Consider the following 20675-nt stretch of genomic DNA (forward strand, 5'->3'; position numbering starts at 1 on the left):
GTCCGGGCCGCCGCGCGGGCTCAGACCTTGAGGGCGTCGTAGGACACCCCGGTCAGCTCCTCGGAGGCGGCCCACAGCAGCTCCCCGGCCCGGTCGTCACGCGTCCAGGGCGCCCGCCACGACGGCGCGGGCGCCCCGCGCCACATCGCGCGGGACGGCCCGGTGAAGGAGTCCGGGCGGACACCGGGCGCCGTCGCCGCATGGAGGGCGGGCAGCGCACCGGCCTCGGCGGACTGGGCGAGCACACGGTTGCCGAGCGCCATCAGCCGCTCGGCGGTCCGGCGCCCCTCCGCGCGCGGACCGGCCGTCTGGAGGTCGGTCGCCGCGTACCCCGGGTGCGCGGCCGCCGCGACGACGTCCGCCCCCGCCGAGGCGAGCCGGCGCGCCAGCTCGTGCGTGAAGAGCAGGTTGGCGGTCTTGGAACGCCCATAGGCAATCCAACGGCGGTACCCGTGCTCGGAGTTGAGATCACGCGGGTCGATGTTCCCGAGCAGGTGGGCCATGCTGGACACGGTCACGATCCGCGCCCCGGCCGGCCGGTCCCGGGCGAGGAGCAGCGCGGGCAGCAGCAGCCCGGTGAGGGCGAAGTGCCCGAGGTGGTTCACCCCGAACTGCGTCTCGAACCCGTCGGCCGTGGTCCCGTACGGCATGGCCATCACGCCCGCGTTGTTGACGAGCAGGTCGAGCCGGTCGTACGGCAGCGCGGCCGCGAACTCCCGCACCGAGGCGAGGTCCCCGAGGTCCAGCGACCTGAACTCCATCTCCGCGTCCGGCACTTCGGCGCGCAACCGCCGGACGGCCTCCCGGCCCCGCGTCTCGCTCCGGCAGGCGAGCACCACCCGGGCGCCCTTGCGGGCCAGCTCCCGCGCGGTGACGTACCCGAGGCCGCCGTTCGCCCCGGTGACGACGGCGGTACGACCGCGCTGACCAGGGATGTCGCGCGTGCTCCAGCCGGACATGGCCGAACTCCCTCCGTAGTCTGCGGGTGCAGCCTACGGCTCCACCGGTGACCCAGGGGCACCGGCCGTGCACGACGGGCTCATACGGAAGACAGGAACCTGACAGCACCGTGCCGGAACACGGGCGCCCCACGGCTCGTTACCCGCCACGAGGCCACCGTCCCGGCGGAGCCCGACAGAGTTCGCAGCGTTACGCCGTTCGCCGCCCGCACCCCACCTCCGGAGGCACGTAACCATGAACCCCACCCCCGCGCCCCCCACCCCCGGCCGCACCCCGCCGTCCCGGCGCTCCGTACTCGGCGGCGCGGCCCTGGCCGCCCTCGCCCTGACGGCCACGGCACCCCCCGCCACCGCCACGGCCGCCCCGGACGCGTCCGGCAAGTCCCGTACGCGGAAGCCGGACTGGCCGACCGAGTACGCCCTCCCCGACGGCTGGCTCCCCGAGGGCATCGCCATCGGCGGCAGGCCGTACGCCTACCAGGGCTCCCGCGCCCACGGCGGCATCTACCGCACCGACCTGCGCACGGGCGAGGGCACCGTCCTGTACCCCGGCGGCACCGGCCAGGTGGCGGTCGGACTGAAGCTCGACCACGACGGACTGCTGTACGTGGCGGGCAGCACCGGGGTGGCGCGGGTGATCGACTCCCGCACCGGAGCGCTGGTCACCACCCACGAACTCAGCCCGGCAGCAGGCCACTTCATCAACGACGTGACCCTGCTCGGCGACCACGCCTGGTTCACCGACTCGCGCGCCGCCGTCCTGTACGCCGTCCCGCGCGGCCGCACCGGCGGCGCGATCCGCGCCCTGCCCCTCACCGGCGACTGGATCAAGCTCCCCGACGTGAACAACGCCAACGGCGTCGTCGGCACACCGGACGGCCGGGGCCTGATCGTCGTCAAGAGCACCCCCGGCGAGCTGTACAACGTCGACCCCACGACGGGTCACGCCACCAGGATCACGCTCGTCGGCGCGGCCGACGTGGTCAACGGCGACGGCCTCTACCGGATCGGCCGCACCCTGTACGTCGTCCAGAACCGCCTCGACCTGATCAGCGTCTGGTCCCTGGACCGCACGGCGACCACCGCCACCCTGACCCGCACGATCACCGACCCCCGCTTCGACGTCCCCACCACGGCAGCCCGCTACAAGAACCGCCTCTACCTGGTCAACGCGCGCTTCACCAGCCCGCAACTCCCGCAGACGACGTTCACGGCGGTGGCGGTCCCCGTCTGACCGTCACCGAAAGTAACAGTACGGACACTGTGCCCGCATCACCGGCGAATCGGTCATACCGTCGTCCCCTCACCACCACAGCCCCGGGGGACACCTTGACCAACCCGTACACCGCGCCGCCGCCCGTCACGAACCCGACGCCCCGGTGGGCCCGCAAGCGCTACGTCCTGCCCGCCCTCGCCGTGGCCCTTTTCCTCGGCGCGGGCATCGGCAGCGGCGACGGGGACAAGAGCACCGAGGCCGAGCCGGCGTCCACCACGCCACGGCCCACGGTGACCGTGACGACCACGGCGACGGAGACCGCCGTGCCCGAACCGGCGGGCACGGTGACCGTCACGGCGACGGAGACGGTCGAGGTGACGAAGACGGTCACGGCGAGAGCGAAGGCCGAGGCGGCGGACGAGGACGACGGCGCGGCGGCCCCGGCGGACGACGCGGGGAGCGTCTACTACGCGAACTGCGCGGCCGCCCGCGCCGCCGGAGCCGCTCCCGTACACACCGGCGACCCGGGCTACGGCCGCCACCTGGACCGCGACGGCGACGGCGCTGGCTGCGAATAACCCCACCCCACCCCTCGGACAGCCCCGGAGCCTCAATCCCGCCGAATCAACTCCGGATCAATTTTGCGCCCCACGAGGGGCAGCGCGCCGAGCGCGGCGACGATCACCACACCGAGCGCCGAGGCGAGCAGCAGCGGCAGCCCGGCTCCGTCCCAGAAGACGGCCCCGCCCCCGGTCACCAGGTAACTCGACTCGGACATCTTCCCGATGACCACCGCCAGCACCAGCCCGACGGTCAAGGGCAGGACGACCTGGGCGACCTGGACGGCCCGCAGCGTCCGGGGCCTGGCCCCGAGCAACGCGAGTGCGGTCACCTGCGGGCGGCGTTCCACGGCCCGGTCCGTTGCGGCGACGAGGTAGGCCGCCACCCCGATGACCAGGCCCAGGATCATGCCGACCGCCAGGAGGGTCTTGATGACGGTGATCTGCTGGAGGGACGCGGGATCCAGGCCCGCCGTCTCGACCTCGATCGTCGGATCGACTCCGGCGATGCCTTCCAGCACGGAGGTCACTGCCCCGGGAGCGGCACTGCCGAGCAACGCGAGCCTGACCCGCTCCTCGGGACGGAATCCGGCGGGGAGGGCGGACGGGGGGATGAGGACGGCGCCGCTGCCGGCCATCTGCGCATCCGTCTCGTCGTGGTACCTGACCGTCCGGCTCGGCACCCGCACCGGGACGACACGCTGCTTCCCGTCGGCATTGCGCAGATGCAGGGGGTAACTCGTCCCGGGCAGGCTGGCCTCGTCGTAGGACTGCCCCGGCACGAACAGCCGCGCGGGGCGCCCCTCGACGCAGCCCTCCACCACCGGCGCCATCCGCTGCAACTGAGCACAGGTGGCGATCACGACGTTGATGCTGGGCCGCTCCTCGCGGTCGGGGTCCGTCCATGAACGCGCCAGAACCGCGTGCCCGCGGACGCCCGGCACCTTCGTGAGGGCCTGTTCCGTCTTCTCCGGCACATAGTCGAGCGGCATGGTGTAGAGCTGCACCGGAGCGGTGTTCTTCGAGACCTGGTCCAGCTCGATGAGCACGCCCTGCGTGAGCGAGGCCGCGTAGACGAGCAGCACCAGGCCGGTCGCCACCCGCAGGGCGCCGCCCGGTTCCATCTCGTTGCGGCGCATGGCCAGCCCCAGGGAGAGCGAGTTCGTGGCGCGAGCCACCTGACGCGCCAGGACCCGCGACAGGATCGGCAGCGACAACACGAGGCCGGTACCGACCAGGACGACGGCGAGCGGCATGAGGATCGCGGAGAACGACGTGTCCGTGGGGACGTTGCCCGTCGCGCCGGCCACGCAGTAGCCGACGACGATGGCCAGGCCGGGCACCAGCGGAAGCAGGCCCCACAGACGGGGCGGCTTCTCCACGGCGCTGCGCCGTACGGCCAGCGGGTTGGCCGCGGCCTTCTTCGCTCCGACCCGGCCCACGAACCAGGCAAGCGCGGGACACCCCACGAGGCAGACGAGATACGTCGTGACGGACAGCGAGCCGTCGGCCGGGTACCACTTGAACCCCGGCAGCCCGATGCGGGAGACCGACTGGTTGACGACCCAGTAGCCACCGAGCCCGAGAACAGCCCCCAGCAGCGCGGCGGCAACGGTCTCCGCCGCGTTGACACGCTGGGTGCCTCTTCTGCTCAGGCCGAGCAGGCGCAGCGCGGCCAGTCGCCGCATGCGGGAAGCGGCGGACAGCCGGGCGCACACGGACAGGAACACCGCGAGCGGCAGCAGTACGACACCGGCCAAGGTGAAGCGGAGGATGTCGAGCGTGGAGGGCTCCACGGTGGGGAACCGCGCCTCTTCCCAGCCGAAGCCGGACATATGGCCGCCTCCCTTCAGTTCCGCGGGTCTGACGCCGACGTAGGCATAGAGCTCGTCGGGGTGAGCCAGCCCTCGGGGCGAGATGAGGCCCTTCTCTTTTCCCGGCAGAAGCCGAGCAAGCCCGTGATCGCTTCGCAGCAACTCATGAAGCCGCGGAGAAACAAAAACTTCCCCGGGCCCAGGAAAATCATGCAACCCGGGCGGCACGTCAACGGGGCCTACCTGCGCCAGAAAAATCCGGGTAAGCGGCTCAGAATCGTAGGGATCCACCCTGTTAAGCGCCAAGCCGTTGCCTACAGTTGAGAGACAACCGCCTCGCCCGTTGGAGCAATCTGGCTCACGGGCTGCCTTACGAGCATCTTGCGCTGCCAGGATTCCCGGGATCGCAAGGACGACTGCTAGACAGCACACACCGATCCCGCTGCCCACGACCATGAGCAGAAAGCGCACCCGACTACCACGTCCGCTTCCCAACAAGAGCCGGAGACCCAAGAGGAGTTCCTTCACGACACCTCCCTCACCTGAGCCGTAAGAACTCCATCGCACATGCTGTAGTGAGTGTCGGCCCGGGCCGCTACGTCCGCGTCGTGGGTCACGAGCACTACCGCTGTCCCCTGTGCGCGCGCAAGAGTAAGGAACTCCTCCAACACAGCTGTCGCGTTGCTACTGTCAAGGGAGCCAGTAGGCTCGTCGGCAAAGACAACAGCAGGCTTGTGCACCAACGAACGAGCCACCGCCACACGTTGACTCTGCCCTCCGGATACCTGCGACGGGCGGCGACCTCTCAAGTCATCCAGGCCGAGTCGCCTAAGAACCTCACCTGCCGCAGCAAGAGCCTCTGCCTTCCGCTGCCCAGCCAACCGCAGTGGCAGCGCGGTGTTTTCCTCCACCGTCAGCTCAGGCAAGAGCTCACCGTACTGAAAGACGAAGCCGAACTTCTCACGACGAAGCGCACTGAGGTCTTCATCATTGAGAACCCCGAGGGAGCGTCCCTCAAAACGAATCTCACCACGCGCGACGGGCAGCACCCCGGCCAAGCAGTAAAGCAGCGACGACTTACCTGATCCACTCTGCCCAGTAATGGCAGCCACTTCTCCACGATGCAGAGCGATCTGCGCGTTTCTAACGGCTGGCGCCGCCCCATAAGAAAGATCGACACCTGTGGCGGAAAGAACTTCTGACGTGTTGATCTGGGTACCTCCTTCTGGAGTCCCGAGCTCAGACAAAAATTGCCGAGCTCGGGAACGCGGTCAGAATCAGCGGTGGTCCCAGTTGTACAAGAAGTTCTGCTCTGGGGCGCAGTTATCCGGGCGGAGGGCTCCCCGATCCCGGCAAACTCGGAGCTTCACTTTCCCCGTGTACCGCTGAGCACCATCCCAGTTGGACTTATGCAGCCAAACCGAGCGTCGCTGCTTTCCGTAGTAGCGAACCCATCCGTGCCCGTGAACCTTCACCTCTACGTAGACGTTGTGGCGGTCATTCGCGTCCGTGTCCGCCAGGTGACCGCTCCATTCAAAGGAGCCATGATTGATCCCGGGGCGGTTGAACTTGTACTTGCCTCCGCTGAACGCGGCTCCAAGCGGCGTAGCCGCTTCGATCTTTCCTTGCACCGGCGAATACGCAACCGCCGCCACCGTCCCCCCGAACATCAGGCCGACCGCCGCCAGGCCGAGTGCTGCCCTCTTCATACACGCCTCCGTGACCATGAGCGACGTAACCATCGCTTGGAGTAACGGACTGTAGCGGCACGTAAGTTGACAGAAACGATCTATCACCCCACAACCATCACATCAGGGGATCGACTTCCGGCCACGGCACCCGAAAAACACAAGAGGACGGCACCCCCGCACAGGGTGCCGTCCTCCTTGGTGCGCCGGAGTCGTTGCCGATCGGTGAGGGTCGGGGACCGGCCGCGGCTCCGGGGTCGGCGGAAGGTCAGCGGTGGTCGCTGCCCGTCGACTGCGACGCCGCCCGCCCCGCTTCGAGTCGCGCGACCGGGATCCGGAAGGGCGAGCAGGAGACGTAGTCGAGTCCCACCTCGTGGAAGAAGTGGACGGACTCCGGGTCGCCGCCGTGCTCACCGCAGACGCCGAGCTTGAGGTCGGGGCGGGTGGCGCGGCCGGCCTCGACGGCCAGCTTCACCAGCGAGCCCACGCCGTCGCGGTCGATCGTCTCGAACGGGGAGACTCCGAAGATGCCCTTCTCCAGGTAGGCGGTGAAGAACGACGCCTCGACGTCGTCGCGGCTGAAGCCCCACACCGTCTGCGTCAGGTCGTTCGTGCCGAAGGAGAAGAACTGTGCCGCCTCGGCGATCTGCCCCGCGGTCAGCGCGGCACGCGGCAGCTCGATCATCGTGCCGATGGACAGCTTCAGCTGGACGCCCGTCGCCGCCTCGACCTCGGCGATGACCTGGTCGGCCTCCTCGCGGACGATCTCCAGCTCCTGGACCGTGCCGACGAGCGGGATCATGATCTCGGCGCGCGGGTCGCCCTTCGCCGCCCTGCGCTCGGCGGCCGCCTCGGCGATCGCCCGTACCTGCATGGTGAACAGGCCGGGGATGACCAGACCGAGGCGCACGCCGCGCAGACCCAGCATCGGGTTCTGCTCGTGCAGGCGGTGGACGGCCTGGAGGAGGCGGAGTTCGTTCTCGTGGGGCTCCTGGCGGGACTCGGCCAGCGCCACGCGGACGGACAGTTCGGTGATGTCGGGGAGGAACTCGTGCAGGGGCGGGTCCAGGAGCCGCACGGTGACCGGCAGGCCGTCCATCGCCGAGAACAGCTCCACGAAGTCCTGCTTCTGGAGCGGCAGGAGGGCCTTGAGCGACTCCTCGCGCTCGTCCTCGGTGTCCGCGAGGATGAGGCGTTCGACCAGCTCACGGCGGTCGCCGAGGAACATGTGCTCGGTGCGGCACAGGCCGATGCCCTGGGCGCCGAAGCGGCGGGCGCGCATCGCGTCCTCGGCGTTGTCCGCGTTGGCGCGCACCCACAGGCGGCGCTTGCGGTCGGCGAACGCCATGATGCGGTGCACGGCCTCGACCAGTTCGTCGGCGTCGTTGGCGCCGGCGTGCATGCGGCCCTCGAAGTACTCCACCACCGGGGAGGGGACGACGGGCACCTCGCCGAGGTAGACCTTGCCGCTGGACCCGTCGATGGAGATGAGGTCGCCCTCCTCCACCACGTGTCCGCCGGGGACGGTCATCCGGCGGCGCTTGGTGTCGACCTCGAGCTCCTCGGCGCCGCAGACGCAGGTCTTGCCCATGCCCCGCGCGACGACGGCCGCGTGGGAGGTCTTGCCGCCGCGGGAGGTGAGGATGCCCTCGGCCGCGATCATGCCGTCGAGGTCGTCGGGGTTGGTCTCGCGGCGGACCAGGATGACCTTCTCGCCCGAGCGGGACCACTTGACGGCGGTGTAGGAGTCGAAGACCGCCTTGCCGACCGCCGCGCCGGGCGAGGCGGCGATGCCCCGGCCGACCTGCTGGACCTTCGCCTCCTCGTCGAAGCGCGGGAACATCAGCTGGGCGAGCTGGGCGCCGGTGACCCGCTGGAGCGCCTCGGCCTCGTCGATCAGGCCCTGGTCGACGAGCTGGGTGGCGATACGGAAGGCCGCGCCTGCCGTGCGCTTGCCGACGCGGGTCTGGAGCATCCACAGCTGACCGCGCTCGATGGTGAACTCGATGTCGCAGAGGTCCTTGTAGTGGTTCTCCAGCGTCTCCATGATCTGCATCAGCTGGTCGTACGACTTCTTGTCGATCGACTCCAGCTCGGCGAGCGGGACGGTGTTGCGGATGCCCGCGACGACATCCTCGCCCTGGGCGTTCTGGAGGTAGTCGCCGTACACGCCCTGGTGGCCGGAGGCGGGGTCGCGGGTGAACGCGACGCCCGTGCCCGAGTCGGGGCCGAGGTTGCCGAAGACCATGGAACAGACGTTGACGGCGGTGCCGAGGTCGCCCGGGATGCGCTCCTGGCGGCGGTAGAGCTTGGCCCGGTCGGTGTTCCAGGAGTCGAAGACCGCCTGGATGGCGAGGTCCATCTGCTCGCGCGGGTCCTGCGGGAAGTCGCGGCCGGCCTCGGTCTTCACGATCTTCTTGAAGCGCGTGACCAGCTTCTTCAGGTCCGCGGCCTCCAGCTCGGTGTCGACCGTGACCTTCTTGGCGGTCTTGGCGGCCTCCAGCGCGTCCTCGAAGAGCTCGCCGTCGACGCCGAGGACGGTCTTGCCGAACATCTGGATGAGGCGCCGGTAGGAGTCCCAGGCGAAGCGGTCGTCGCCGGCCTGCCGGGCGAGGCCCTGGACCGACTTGTCGCCGAGACCGATGTTGAGGACCGTGTCCATCATTCCGGGCATCGAGAACTTGGCGCCGGAGCGGACCGAGACCAGCAGCGGGTCGTCGGCCTGGCCGAGCTTCTTGCCCATGCGCTGCTCCAGCGCGTCGAGGTGCGCACTCACCTCGTCACGCAGTGCCGCGGGCTCCTCGCCGCTCTCGAGGTAGACCTTGCAGGCCTCGGTGGTGATCGTGAAGCCGGGAGGGACGGGGAGGCCCAGGTTGGTCATCTCGGCGAGGTTGGCGCCCTTGCCGCCGAGGAGGTCCTTGAGGTCCTTGTTGCCCTCGGTGAAGTCGTAGACGAACTTCACGCCCTCAACGGTCGCGGCCTGCTCGGCTACCGGGAGATCTTTGTTTTCCGACACGGGTCTCGACTCCTCGAGGACGCGGTGGCTGCCCTGACGGCCAGGAACATACCCAGATCAAAGGCTCCTGGGTACGTCCACTCGCGCGTCATGTGCCCGTAACCAGCCGTCCGCCAGCGGATCGAAAGTCAAGGCTTGGCAAGCGGACGGCCGTTCGTGTTTTCACTTCTTGAACACACTCCTCTGCCCTGGACGCAATTTTACGCTCAGATGAGCAGTGCGGGACACGATTGATTTCGATCGATGAACGATCAAGGGATGGCACTGAGTGCCACCCTTTGAGGAAGTGCAGGCGCTCTTGATCCGCTCATCTGAGCATCTCCCCCCTCAGGGGTGGCGAGAATCACGCCGCCGTCACGGTCCGGCGGGCGCCGGGATTTCACGATGCGGACGCACCCGCAGGCGCCGGCAGGCGCTTGGATACCCGTCCCACGAGCGTCCCTCAGACCCCGAGCGCCAGCAACCGCTCCTCCGCGCGCTCCGGCGCGTACAGGTGCTCCACGACCAGCGCACCCGCTCCCACCAGGCCCGCCCGCTCGCCCAGCCGCGAGGTCACGACCTCCAGTCGGGCCGTGGAGCGCGGCAGCGCGCGCTGGTAGAGCAGTTCGCGCACCCCGGTGAGGAAAGCGGTGCCGGCCAGGTCCCCGGCGATCATCAGGACGCCGGGGTTGAGCAGCGTGACGACGGTCGCCAGCACGTCGCCGACCTGACGGCCCGCCTCGCGGGCCAGCGCGGCGGCCTCCGGATGTCCGGCGGCGAGCAGGTCGCGCACGTCCGAGCCCGAGGACGCGGGGACGCCCGACTCCGCGAGCCTGCGCGCCACGGCGCCGCCGCTGGCCACCGCCGCGAGACAGCCCTGGGAGCCGCAGCGGCACAGCGCCTCCGTACCCACCCGGATGTGCCCGATGTCGCCGGCCCCGCCGTCGACGCCGCGGAAGATCGAGCCGTCGACCACGACCCCCGCGCCGATGCCCGTCGACACCTTGACCAGGACGAACGCCGAGCAGTCGGGATGTGCGGTGCGCTGTTCGCCGTACGCCATGAGGTTCGCGTCGTTGTCGACGAGCACGGGGAGGGCGGGCGCACCGGTGTGTTCCGTGAACGCCCGCGCGAGCCGGCCCCGTATGTCGTAGCCGTCCCAGCCGGGCATGATCGGCGGCTGGACGACGCGGCCGGTCTCGCTGTCGACGGGGCCGGGCACCGCCAGGCCGATGCCGCACACCTCGTCCGGTCCGTGACCGGCCTTCTCCAGCAGCCGGGCGAACCAGCCGGCCAGCTCGCCGAGCACCGCCTCCGGCCCGTCCTCGACCACGAGCGTGCCGCCGTGCTCGGCCAGGAGCTCCCCGGTCAGCGTGAGCACGGCCGCCCGCGCGTGGCGGGTGTCCAGGTCGGCCGCCAGGACGACGGCGTGGGCGTCGTCGAACTCGAGGGTGATCGACGGGCGGCCGCCCAGCGGCGAGTCGACGGGACCGCCGGCCCCCTCGCGCAGCCAGCCCGCGCGGAAGAGCCGGTCCAGGCGCTGCCCGACCGTGGCACGGGAGAGGCCGGTGGCCTGCTGGAGGGCCCCGCGTGTCGTCGCCCGCCCCTTGCGCACCAGTTCGAGCAGATCGCCGGCACTGCCCTGGCCTCGTCCCGTCATGCGCACCCCCTTGTGTTTCCCAAGCCTGCATTACATATTGAGTTTTGCGTGTTAAATAGACGTAACCCTACGGTAGCCGCTGCCGCAGCAGCCGGCCCAGTCGTCTTCGGGGAGCCCCGAGTGGATCGCACCGCCCAGCTCGTCGCCCGGCCGGCGCAGCACGCCGTCGCATACGATCCGGGTACCCCGCCGGGTCCGCCGCACCTCGGGGCGCCGCGCACCGGGCCGGCGAGCCGCCGGGCCGCGCAGGTGCTGGCGGACAACTGGACCGGGTCCTCGACGGTTCCCTCGCCCGGTCTGTACCCGCACCAGTGGTCCTGGGACTCGGCGTTCGTCGCCATCGGCCTGCGGCACGTCTCACCGCGCCGGGCGCAGACGGAGCTGGAGACGCTGCTGGACGCCCAGTGGGGCGACGGACGCGTCCCGCACATCGTCTTCAACCCCTCCGTACCGCTCGACGCGTACTTCCCGAGCCCCGACTTCTGGCGCTCCTCGACCGCGGGGCGCGCTGCGGGCGCCCCGCGCACCGTACAGACCTCCGGGATCGTGCAGCCACCGGTGCACGCCCTCGCGGCCTGGCTGGTGCACCGCGCCGACCCGGGGCTCTCCCGCGCCCGCGGCTTCCTGGGCCGGATGTATCCCCGGCTGGCCGCCTGGCACCGCTATCTGCTGCACCGGCGCGACCTGGGCGGCGGCGGGCTGGTGTCCGTCGTCCACCCCTGGGAGCAGGGCATGGACAACGCGCCGAGCTGGGACGCTCCGCTCTCCCGGGTGACGCCGGCCCCGGCCCGTTCCTTCCGGCGCGCCGACCTCGACCACGGCGCCCCCGAGGACCGTCCGACGGATCTGGACTACGGGCGGTACGTACGGCTGGCCGCGGAGTACCGGGACGGCGGCTACCGCGACGGCGGGACCGGCCCGGGGGGCGGGGAGTTCGCCGTCGAGGACCCCTCCTTCAACGCGCTGCTCATCGCCTCCGAGCACGCGCTCGCGCACATCGCCCACGAACTGGGGGCGACCGGCACGGCCCGCCACGCACGGGCGGAGCGGCTGACCGCGGCGCTCGTCGAACGGCTGTGGGACCCGGCGGAGGAGATGTTCTTCTGCCGCGACCTGCACGATCCGCACGGCTCGGGCGACCGGCACGGCCCGCGCGGGCCGGCCGGCGCGCTGGTCCCCGAGCGGGGCGTCTCCGGTCTCGTGCCCCTGCTGCTGCCCGGCCTGCCGCGCGAGGTGGCCGCGGGGCTCGTACGGACCCTGCGCGGGCCGCACTTCGGCCTGGGCACCGCCACCCGTCTGGTCCCCAGCTACGACCTGCGCGGCGAGGCGTTCGACCCGCACCGCTACTGGCGGGGCCCGGCCTGGTTCAACACGAGCTGGCTGCTGGAGCGGGGGCTCAGGGCGCACGGCGCACGGGCCGACGCGGACGCGCTGCGCCGGGCGGTGGTGGACGTCGCGGCAGGCTCGGACTTCGCCGAGTACGTCGACCCGTTCACGGGCGAGGCCTGCGGCGCGACCGGCTTCAGCTGGACCGCGGCCCTCACCCTCGACCTGCTGCACGACGACGGCACCACGCCGGACGAACCGCCGGACGAGCCGCCGGGCATGACGTCGGGCACGGCAGGTACCGCAAGCACCACAGGCACGGCAGGCACGGCAGGCACGGCAGGCACGGCAGGCACGGCAGGCACGGCAGGCACGACCGCACCAGGCAGGACATCAGGCACGGGTGGCACGACCGGTCCGGACAGCGCGGCCGGCGCGGATGCCACGGCTATCGAGGGAGGGGACCGGGGATGACGGACCGGCATCATCTGCTCGTGTACGGCGGGACGTTCGCCGCCGTGGGCGATCGCGGGGACATCAGCGGCGTACCCGGCCCGGGGGCGGCCGCCGGGTCGCCCGAAGGGCTGTTCGTGCGGGACGCCCGGCACCTCAGCCGCTGGCAGCTGACGGTCGACGGCGCGGTACCGGAGGTGCTCTCCCCGGTCGCGGACGGGGACACCACGCGGTGTGTGCTCGTCCCGCGCGGCGGCCGCAACGAGCCGCCGTCCTGCACGCTCTTCCGTGAACAGGCCGTCGGTGACAGCGCGTTCGTGGAGTCGCTGCGGGTCGTCAGCAACCGGCCGGTGCCCACGACGGTCCGCCTCGCGGTCACCGCCGACGCCGACTTCACCGACCAGTTCGAACTGCGCTCCGACCACCGGACGTACGCGAAGACCGGGGTGGTCCGCCGCCGCCAGGTCCTGGACGACGGCGTGGAGTTCACCTACCGGCGCGGCGAGTGGCGGTCCTGCACGACGGTGACGGCCGAGCCCGTGCCGGACGCCGTCGAGGAGACCGGCACCGGTGCCCGCCGGCTGGTGTGGACACTGGAGCTCGAAGCGCACGGCTGCGCCGAGCTGACCCTGCGGGTGATGGCCCGGCCGCACGGGGAGCGGCGGACCCTGCGGGTGCCCCGCTCGCCCGCCTCCGTGACCGGCCAACTCCTCGCGCGGGAGGACGCGTTCGTGGAGGGGGTGGCGTTCCCGACCGGCTGGCCCGAACTGGCCGCCGCCTGTGCGCGCGGACTGGCCGACCTGGCCGCGCTCCAGGTCCGGGCCGACGGCCCGGACGGCGAGGACCTGCTCGTGCCGGCGGGCGGCGCGCCCTGGTTCCTGACGCTGCTGGGCCGTGACGCCCTCCTCACCTCGCTCTTCGTCCTGCCCTACCACCCCCGTCCGGCCGCCGCCACGCTGCTCGCGCTCGCGGCCGCCCAGGCCACGGAGACGGGCCCGGAGTCGGTGGCACAGCCCGGCAAGATCGTGCACGAGGTACGGCACGGCGAACTCGCCCACTTCGGGCAGGTCCCGTACGGGCGTTACTACGGTTCGGTGGACGCGACCCCGCTGTTCCTCGTCCTGCTGGGCGCGTACGTGGAGCGGACCGGTGACACGGCGACGGGCCGCAGGCTGGAGCCGAACGCCCGCGCGGCGGTGAGCTGGATGCTGGACCACGGCGGGCTCACCTCGCGCGGCTACCTCGTCTACCGGGCCGACCAGGGCGGTCTGGCCAACCAGAACTGGAAGGACTCCCCCGGCGCCATCTGCTCCGCGGACGGCACCCGCGCGACCGGAGCGGTCATGGCGGCGGGGGCCCAGGGCTACGCGTACGACGCGCTGCGCCGCACGGCGTGGCTGGCGCGCACGGTGTGGGAGGACGAGAAGTACGCGGCCCTGCTGGAGCAGGCCGCCGCCGACCTGCGGGACCGGTTCCAGCGGGACTTCTGGATGCGGGACCGTTCCTTCCCGGCGCTCGCCCTGGACGGGGAGGGCCGCCAGGTCGACGCGCTCGCCTCGGACGCCGGGCATCTGCTGTGGTCGGGGCTGCTGGACAAGGAGTACGGGGAAGCCGTCGGCAGGCGGCTGCTGGAGCCGGACTTCTTCTCCGGCTGGGGCGTGCGCACCCTGGCCGCCGGGCAGCCGGCGTACCACCCGCTCTCGTACCACCGCGGTTCGGTCTGGCCGCACGACAACGCGCTGCTCACGCTGGGCCTCGCCCGCTACGGTCTGCACGACGAGGCCCGTACGGTCGCCCACGCGCTGGTCGACGCGGCGACGGCGACCGGGCACCGGCTCCCCGAGGTTCTCGCGGGGTACGGCCGCGACACCCACGCGGAGCCGGTACCGTACCCGCACGCGTGTGTACGGGAGTCCCGTTCGGCGGCGGCCCCGTTGGCGCTGCTCACGGCGGTCGGGGGCGCGTGACCGCGGCCCCGTCGGGCTGCTTGGCGTGGCGTTTGCGTGGTGTTTGCCGAGCGCTGGCCGAGGGGGGCTGAACGCGGGCCGCGAGCACGCCGTACGAAACTGTGACGGATCCGGCCCGCGCCGGATCCGCCGAACCGCCGGGCTTCGTACGGAAGGACCTTCGGGTGCCTGTCTCCACTCGCTCATCCCAGCCGCCTGCACGGAAAGACCCCGAGGACGACACCGTGACGACCGCGCACCCGGAGACCGAGCCCGCGCCCCCGGCGGACACCGCTTCTCCGGAGGCGACCCCGGCGGCAGGAGCCACCGAGAACTCCGCGAGCGCCGAAGCGACGGAGACGGCCGAGACAGCCGAAGCCGGCGAGACGGCAGAGGCGAGGGAGACGCCCGAGGCGCCCGACCCGGCAGCAACCTCCGAGACCTCCGCCGCGCCGGAGACGGCAGAGGCGACCAGGTCCGCCGGGGCGACAGAGACGCCCGACGCGGCCGAGACCGGCAAGGCGGGCGTGAGGCCCGGCGCGGCCGAAGCCGCCGAGGCGACGGAGGTGCCCGGCGTGGTCGGGGCGCGGCCGCGTGGGGTGCGGGCGCGGGTCGCCCACTGGCGGGACTGGCGGAGTCGGCATGCCCGGGCCGCCCGGGTGGTGTGGTGGACGGCGACCGTCGCCTCCGCCGTGCTGGTGCTCGGGGCGCTGCTGCTGCCCAATCGTCTTTTCGCCCTGCACACGAGCCAGTTCCTGCGGCTGCCGGGTGAGGCGATCATCGGCGCGGCGCTCGTGCTGGCGCTGCCGCGCAGACCCCGGGTGGCGCTGGCGGCGCTGGCCGGTACGGTGCTCGGCGCGGTGACCATACTCAACGTGCTCGACATGCAGTTCGTCGAGTACCTGGGCCGCGACTTCAACGTCGTCCTGGACTGGACCCTGCTCAGCGACGCGCAGTCGTACGTGGCGGACACACTGGGCGGGGTCGTCGCCGTCGCCGCGTCGATCGGGCTGGCCCTGCTCGTCGTCCTCGTGCTGTTCGTCATGGCGGCCGCGACGGTCCGGCTGAGCAACCTGCTGGTGCGGGACACCCGGCGGGCGACCAGGGGCACGCTGATCGCGGGCACCGCCTGGATCACCTGCTCGGTCCTCGGGCTTCAGATCGCCGGGGGTCCCATCGCCTCCGACCGGGTCGCGGGGACGATCGCCTCCGAGGCGGGGCGGGTGCGCGACACCCTCAAGGACGAGGCCGAGTTCGGGAAGGTGGCGCGCAGCGACACGTTCGGCGCCACCCCTGCCGCCCAGCTCCTGCCGGACCTGCGGGGCAAGGACGTCGTCTTCACGTTCATCGAGAGCTACGGCCGCAGTGCCATCGAGGACGCGGGTATGGCGCCGGGCGTCGACGAGACGCTCGCCACCCGCACCGCGGCGCTGGCGAAGGCCGGCTTCAGCGCGAAGAGCGGCTGGCTGACCTCGGCGACGTACGGCGGCAGCAGCTGGCTCGGCCACTCCACCACCCTGTCGGGGCTCTGGGTCGACACCCAGCAGCGGTACCGCACGGTCATGGCCAGCGACCACCTCTCACTGACCAAGGCGTTCCAAAAGAGCGGCGCGTGGGACACGGTCGGCATCATGCCGGGCGTGCAGAAGGGCTGGCCCGAGGCGAAGTTCTACGGCCTGGACAAGGTCTACAACGCCTTCGAGATGGGGTACCAGGGGCCGAAGTTCAGCTGGTCGACCATGCCCGACCAGTACGCGCTGGAAGCGTTCCAGCGGCTGGAGCACGGCCGCGCCGGCCGTGACAAGCCGCTGATGTCGGAGATCATCCTGACCTCCAGCCACCAGCCCTGGGCGCCGATCCCGAAGATGGTCGGCTGGGACGACCTCGGTGACGGCTCGGTGTTCAAGGGCATCGAGGCGGCCGGCCAGAAGGCGTCCGACGTCATCGCCGACTCCGCCAAGTCCAAGGCGGAGTACGGCAAGTCGATCCAGTACTCGGTGACCGCGCTCACCGAGTGGCTGGAGCGCTACGGCACCGAGGACACCGTCCTGGTCTTCCTCGGCGACCACCAGCCGATCTCCCGGGTCAGCGGCAACAACGCCAGCCGGGACGTGCCGGTGTCGATCGTCGCCAAGGACCCGAAGGTCCTCGACAAGATCTCCTCCTGGAACTGGACGGACGGTCTGCGGCCGGCCCACGACGCCCCGGTGTGGAAGATGAGTTCGTTCCGCGACCGTTTCCTGACGGCGTACGGCTCGACCGCGCACCCGTCCAAGGGCTGAGCGCCCCTCGAAGCGCCGGGTCTGCGGCGGCGCCTCAGCCGCCCGAGGTGTCCAGCTCCGCGTCCTCGCCGACGCCCGCGCAGTCGTAGGGGTCCTTCAGCCAGCCGTCCGGCAGCACGACCCTGTTGTTGCCGGAGGTGCGGCCGCGGGGGCCGTCGGCGCCGGCGGGCCAGGGCTGGTCGAGGTCCAGCTCGTCGAGGCCGGCGCGCAGTTCGGCGAGGGACGAGGTGACGGCCAGCCGCTTGCGCATCTCGGAGCCGACGGCGAAGCCCTTGAGGTACCAGGCGACGTGCTTGCGGAAGTCGACGACCCCGCGGGGCTCGTCGCCGATCCACTCGCCGAGCAGGGTGGCGTGCCGGACCATCACGTCGGCGACCTCGCGCAGGGACGGGCGGGCGATGTCGTCCGTGCGGCCCTCGAAGGCGGCCACCAGGTCGGCGAACAGCCACGGCCGGCCGAGGCAGCCACGGCCCACGACCACGCCGTCGCAGCCCGTCTCGCGCACCATGCGCAGCGCGTCCTGCGCCGACCAGATGTCGCCGTTGCCGAGGACGGGGATCTCGGGGACGTGCTCCTTGAGGCGGGCGACGGCCTCCCAGTCCGCGGTGCCGCCGTAGTGCTGGGCGGCGGTGCGTCCGTGCAGCGCGATGGCGGTGACGCCCTCCTCGACGGCGATGCGCCCGGCGTCGAGGTAGGTGATGTGGTCGTCGTCGATGCCCTTGCGCATCTTCATGGTCACCGGGAGGTCCCCGGCGCCGCTGACCGCCTCCCGCAGGATCGCGCGCAGCAGGTTGCGCTTGAAGGGGAGCGCGGAGCCGCCGCCCTTGCGGGTCACCTTGGGGACGGGGCAGCCGAAGTTGAGGTCGATGTGGTCGGCGAGGCCCTCGTCCGCGATCATGCGGACGGCCTTGCCGACGGTGGCCGGGTCGACGCCGTACAGCTGGATCGAGCGCGGCTTCTCGGTCGCGTCGAAGTGGATCAGCTGCATGGTCTTCTCGTTGCGTTCGACCAGCGCCCGGGTGGTGATCATCTCGCTCACGAAGAGGCCCTTGCCGCCGCTGAACTCCCGGCACAGGGTCCGGAACGGAGCGTTGGTGATCCCGGCCATGGGGGCCAGGACGACCGGCGGTGTGACGTGGTGCGGGCCGATCCGGAGGGTCGAGTTCTGCGCGGGCGCGGTCGTGGACATCCACCCATTGTCACGCATCGGACGGCGTGCCCCGCCGCACTTCTCCCCGGCCCGCTCCCCCGCGGTCACCGTCGGACCGCGGCCGCTCACCCTCGGATCATGTAACGACCATTAGTTAGGCGCACTATTGATTCGGGCGTACGATGGTCCGCATGCCCGAGCTCAGCCCTCGCCGCCGTCGGCTGGTCCTGTCGATCTGCTGCATGAGCCTGCTGATCGTCAGCCTCGACGTCACCGTCCTCAATGTCGCCCTGCCGGCGATGCAGAGCGACCTGCACGCCTCCACCGCCGGTCTCCAGTGGACGATCGACGCGTACACGCTCGTCCTGGCCATGCTGCTGATGCTGGCGGGCTCGACCGCCGACCGGATCGGCCGCAAGAAGGTCTTCATGGCCGGCCTGGTGGTCTTCACGCTGGGCTCGTTGCTCTGCTCGCTCGCCCCGAACCTGGAACTGCTCGTCGCGGCACGGATGATGCAGGCGGTCGGCGGGTCGATGCTGAACCCGGTCGCCATGTCGATCATCACCAACACGTTCACCGACCCGCGGGACCGCGCCCGGGCCATCGGCGTCTGGGGCGCGGTCGTGGGCATCTCGATGGCCGCGGGCCCGCTGCTGGGCGGGCTGCTGGTGGAGTCCGTCGGCTGGCGGTCGATCTTCTGGATCAACCTGCCGGTCGGCCTGGTGGCCCTGCTCGCCACCCTGCGCCACGTCCCCGAGTCCCGCGCGCCCGAGCCCCGCCGCCCCGACCCGGTCGGACAGCTGCTGGTCATCGCCCTGTTCGGACCGCTCACCTACGCGATCATCCAGGCGCCCGAGGCGGGCGCGGAGGTCAGCGCCCCCTTCGCGGCGGTGGCGCTGGCCGCGCTGGCCGGGCTGCTGTGGTACGAACGCCGGCGCGTCGAACCCCTCATCGACCTGCGCTTCTTCCGTTCGGCGCCGTTCAGCGGGGCGACGGTCGTCGCCGTCAGCGCGTTCGCCGCGCTGGGCGGGTTCCTGTTCCTGTCCACGCTGTACCTCCAGAACGTCCGCGGTCTGGACGCCCTGCACGCCGGGCTGTGGATGCTGCCGATGGCCGTGCCGACGTTCCTGTGCGCCCCGCTGTCCGGCCGGCTGGTCGGCAGCCGGGGACCGCGGCTGCCGCTGCTGATCTCGGGCGCCGCCATCACCGTGAGCGGGCTGCTGTTCGCCGTGTTCGAGGCGGAGACGTCCGACGTGACGCTGTTCCTCGGGTACGTGCTGTTCGGGGTGGGCTTCGGCTTCGTGAACGCACCGATCACGAACACTGCGGTGTCGGGCATGCCGCGCGGCCAGGCGGGGCTCGCGGCGGCCGTCGCCTCCACCAGCCGCCAGCTGGGCCAGACACTGGGCGTCGCGGTGATCGGCGCGGTCCTGGCGACCGGCGTGAGCGCCTCGGCGTACCGGGACACCTTCGTCTCCGCCTCCGTCCCCGGCTGGTGGATCCTCGCGGGCTGCGGGCTCGTCGTCCTCGTCCTGGGCGCCGTCACCACCGGTGCGTGGGCGCGGGGCACGGCGGAGCGGGCCGCGCGGCGGCTCGCGGCCCCGGAGATCCGGGAAGCGACCGGCGTCAGCGCCTGAGCCCGCTCCCGGCGGACGGCAGCTCCAGGGCGAGGGCGTACAGCTTCTCCAGCCGTTCCCGCGTCGTCGCGTCCGCCGGTGCGTACGTCACCATGCGCGCCCCGAGTTCCGGGCTGAGCCAGAGGTCCGTGTGGGTGAGGTTGAGCAGACCCACCCGGGCGTTGCGGAACTGCTTGGTCTTGCTGCGGTTCGCGACGACCTCGTAGCGCTCCCAGTTCTCCCGGAACTCGGGGGACTCCGCCTTCAGCCGCGCGACGAGCATCTTCCAGGCGGGCTCGGTGAGGTGTCCGGCCATGGAGGCGCGCAGTTTCGCCGCCATGAGGCGCATCGACTCGTCGAGGTGGACGACCGCCTCGCGCCACTGCGGGTCGGTGTGGATGAGGATCATGCAGTTGCGGTCCTCGGCCGGGACGGCGTCGAGGTCGCAGAGCAGATGGGCGTAGGTGCGGTTGTAGGCGAGGATGTCGTAGCGGCTGTTCTGCACACAGGCGGGCAGCGGGTCGAGCTGGTCGAGGAGCTCCCGTACGGCGTCGGTGACGCCGGTGCACGACGACGCGGGGGTCGGGTCGGTCGCGGCGGCGAGCTGGAAGAGGTGGGCCCGTTCGCTCGGGTCGAGCAGCAGGGCACGGGCCAGGGCGTCCAGGACCTGCACCGATACCTGGATGTCCCGGGACTGTTCGAGCCACGTGTACCAGGTGACGCCGACCGCCGAGAGATGGGCGACCTCCTCGCGCCGCAGACCCGGGGTGCGGCGGCGCGCTCCGCGCGGGAGGCCGACCTGCTCGGGGGTGATCCGCTCGCGGCGGCTGCGCAGGAAGACGGCCAGCTCGTGGCGCCGGATCTCCGAACCGCCGGCCGCCCGCGCGGCCGGACCGGTTGCCTCCTCGGTGCCCGCTCCGCGCCGGGTCGTCGTCGTCATGCCTCCAGGGTGACGCCTCGCGGATCCTGTTGCCAGGTACTCCCGCTACCAGGACAAGGAGACTCTGGTA

The 20675-nt window shown here is 71.5% G+C and carries 14 protein-coding genes; 6 read left to right on the forward strand and 8 right to left on the reverse strand.

The window, feature by feature from the left end:
• Positions 1-20: 20 nt before the first annotated feature.
• Entirely contained in the window at positions 21-959 is a 939-nt protein-coding gene (locus Saso_RS02525; RefSeq protein ID WP_189917526.1) for an oxidoreductase, read from the reverse strand.
• Between the two features lie 235 nt (positions 960-1194).
• Here Saso_RS02525 and Saso_RS02530 point away from each other — a divergent pair, with 235 nt between their 5' ends.
• On the forward strand, positions 1195-2193 hold the full coding sequence (locus tag Saso_RS02530; protein WP_189917527.1) for an SMP-30/gluconolactonase/LRE family protein: 999 nt from the start codon (positions 1195-1197) through the stop codon (positions 2191-2193).
• A gap of 95 nt (positions 2194-2288) precedes the next feature.
• On the forward strand, positions 2289-2753 hold the full coding sequence (locus Saso_RS02535; protein ID WP_189917528.1) for an excalibur calcium-binding domain-containing protein: 465 nt from the start codon (positions 2289-2291) through the stop codon (positions 2751-2753).
• Between the two features lie 32 nt (positions 2754-2785).
• Here the strand turns inward: Saso_RS02535 and Saso_RS02540 are convergent, their stop codons facing one another.
• The 5 genes from Saso_RS02540 to Saso_RS02560 all read right to left on the reverse strand — a co-directional run bounded on the left by Saso_RS02540 (position 2786) and on the right by Saso_RS02560 (position 10892).
• Positions 2786-5077 carry an FtsX-like permease family protein gene (locus Saso_RS02540; protein WP_189917530.1) on the reverse strand — a complete coding sequence of 764 codons (2292 nt, stop codon included), beginning with the start codon at positions 5075-5077 and terminating at the stop codon, positions 2786-2788.
• A complete protein-coding gene (locus tag Saso_RS02545; protein ID WP_189918505.1) occupies positions 5074-5760 on the reverse strand; it encodes an ABC transporter ATP-binding protein in 687 nt (228 codons plus the stop codon). The genes Saso_RS02540 and Saso_RS02545 overlap by 4 nt, the downstream gene beginning before the upstream one ends.
• Before the next feature lie 66 nt (positions 5761-5826).
• Positions 5827-6258 (reverse strand): hypothetical protein, encoded by a 432-nt coding sequence (locus Saso_RS02550; RefSeq protein WP_189917532.1) that lies wholly within the window; start codon positions 6256-6258, stop codon positions 5827-5829.
• A 247-nt stretch (positions 6259-6505) separates the two neighbouring features.
• Complete coding sequence (gene ppdK / locus Saso_RS02555; protein WP_372442388.1) at positions 6506-9253, reverse strand: pyruvate, phosphate dikinase; 2748 nt, start codon at positions 9251-9253, stop codon at positions 6506-6508.
• 442 nt (positions 9254-9695) lie between these two features.
• Positions 9696-10892 carry an ROK family transcriptional regulator gene (locus tag Saso_RS02560; RefSeq protein WP_189917534.1) on the reverse strand — a complete coding sequence of 399 codons (1197 nt, stop codon included), beginning with the start codon at positions 10890-10892 and terminating at the stop codon, positions 9696-9698.
• A gap of 120 nt (positions 10893-11012) precedes the next feature.
• Between Saso_RS02560 and Saso_RS02565 the strand changes: the two genes are divergently transcribed.
• The 3 genes from Saso_RS02565 (at position 11013) to Saso_RS02575 (ending at position 16899) form a co-directional block, all read left to right on the forward strand.
• Positions 11013-12692: an MGH1-like glycoside hydrolase domain-containing protein gene (locus Saso_RS02565; protein WP_229900998.1), complete on the forward strand. Its 1680-nt coding sequence runs from the start codon at positions 11013-11015 to the stop codon at positions 12690-12692.
• On the forward strand, positions 12689-14638 hold the full coding sequence (locus Saso_RS02570) for an amylo-alpha-1,6-glucosidase (RefSeq protein ID WP_189917536.1): 1950 nt from the start codon (positions 12689-12691) through the stop codon (positions 14636-14638). Before Saso_RS02565 ends, Saso_RS02570 begins: the two co-directional genes overlap by 4 nt.
• A 224-nt stretch (positions 14639-14862) precedes the next feature.
• Complete coding sequence (locus Saso_RS02575) at positions 14863-16899, forward strand: CDP-alcohol phosphatidyltransferase (protein ID WP_372442389.1); 2037 nt, start codon at positions 14863-14865, stop codon at positions 16897-16899.
• A gap of 34 nt (positions 16900-16933) precedes the next feature.
• Here Saso_RS02575 and dusB read toward each other — a convergent pair whose 3' ends face one another.
• Positions 16934-18088, reverse strand: a complete 1155-nt coding sequence (dusB, locus tag Saso_RS02580) for a tRNA dihydrouridine synthase DusB (RefSeq protein ID WP_189917540.1) — start codon at positions 18086-18088, stop codon at positions 16934-16936.
• Between the two features lie 152 nt (positions 18089-18240).
• Here dusB and Saso_RS02585 point away from each other — a divergent pair, with 152 nt between their 5' ends.
• Positions 18241-19686, forward strand: coding sequence for an MFS transporter (locus Saso_RS02585; RefSeq protein ID WP_189917542.1), 1446 nt, complete (start codon positions 18241-18243; stop codon positions 19684-19686).
• On the opposite strand, the gene Saso_RS02590 is transcribed toward Saso_RS02585, so the two are convergent.
• Positions 19676-20605 (reverse strand): MmyB family transcriptional regulator, encoded by a 930-nt coding sequence (locus tag Saso_RS02590; protein ID WP_229901000.1) that lies wholly within the window; start codon positions 20603-20605, stop codon positions 19676-19678. The two genes, Saso_RS02585 and Saso_RS02590, sit on opposite strands and share 11 nt — an antisense overlap.
• Positions 20606-20675 lie beyond the last annotated feature (70 nt).

The organism is Streptomyces asoensis, from assembly GCF_016860545.1.
GTDB lineage: Bacteria > Actinomycetota > Actinomycetes > Streptomycetales > Streptomycetaceae > Streptomyces > Streptomyces asoensis.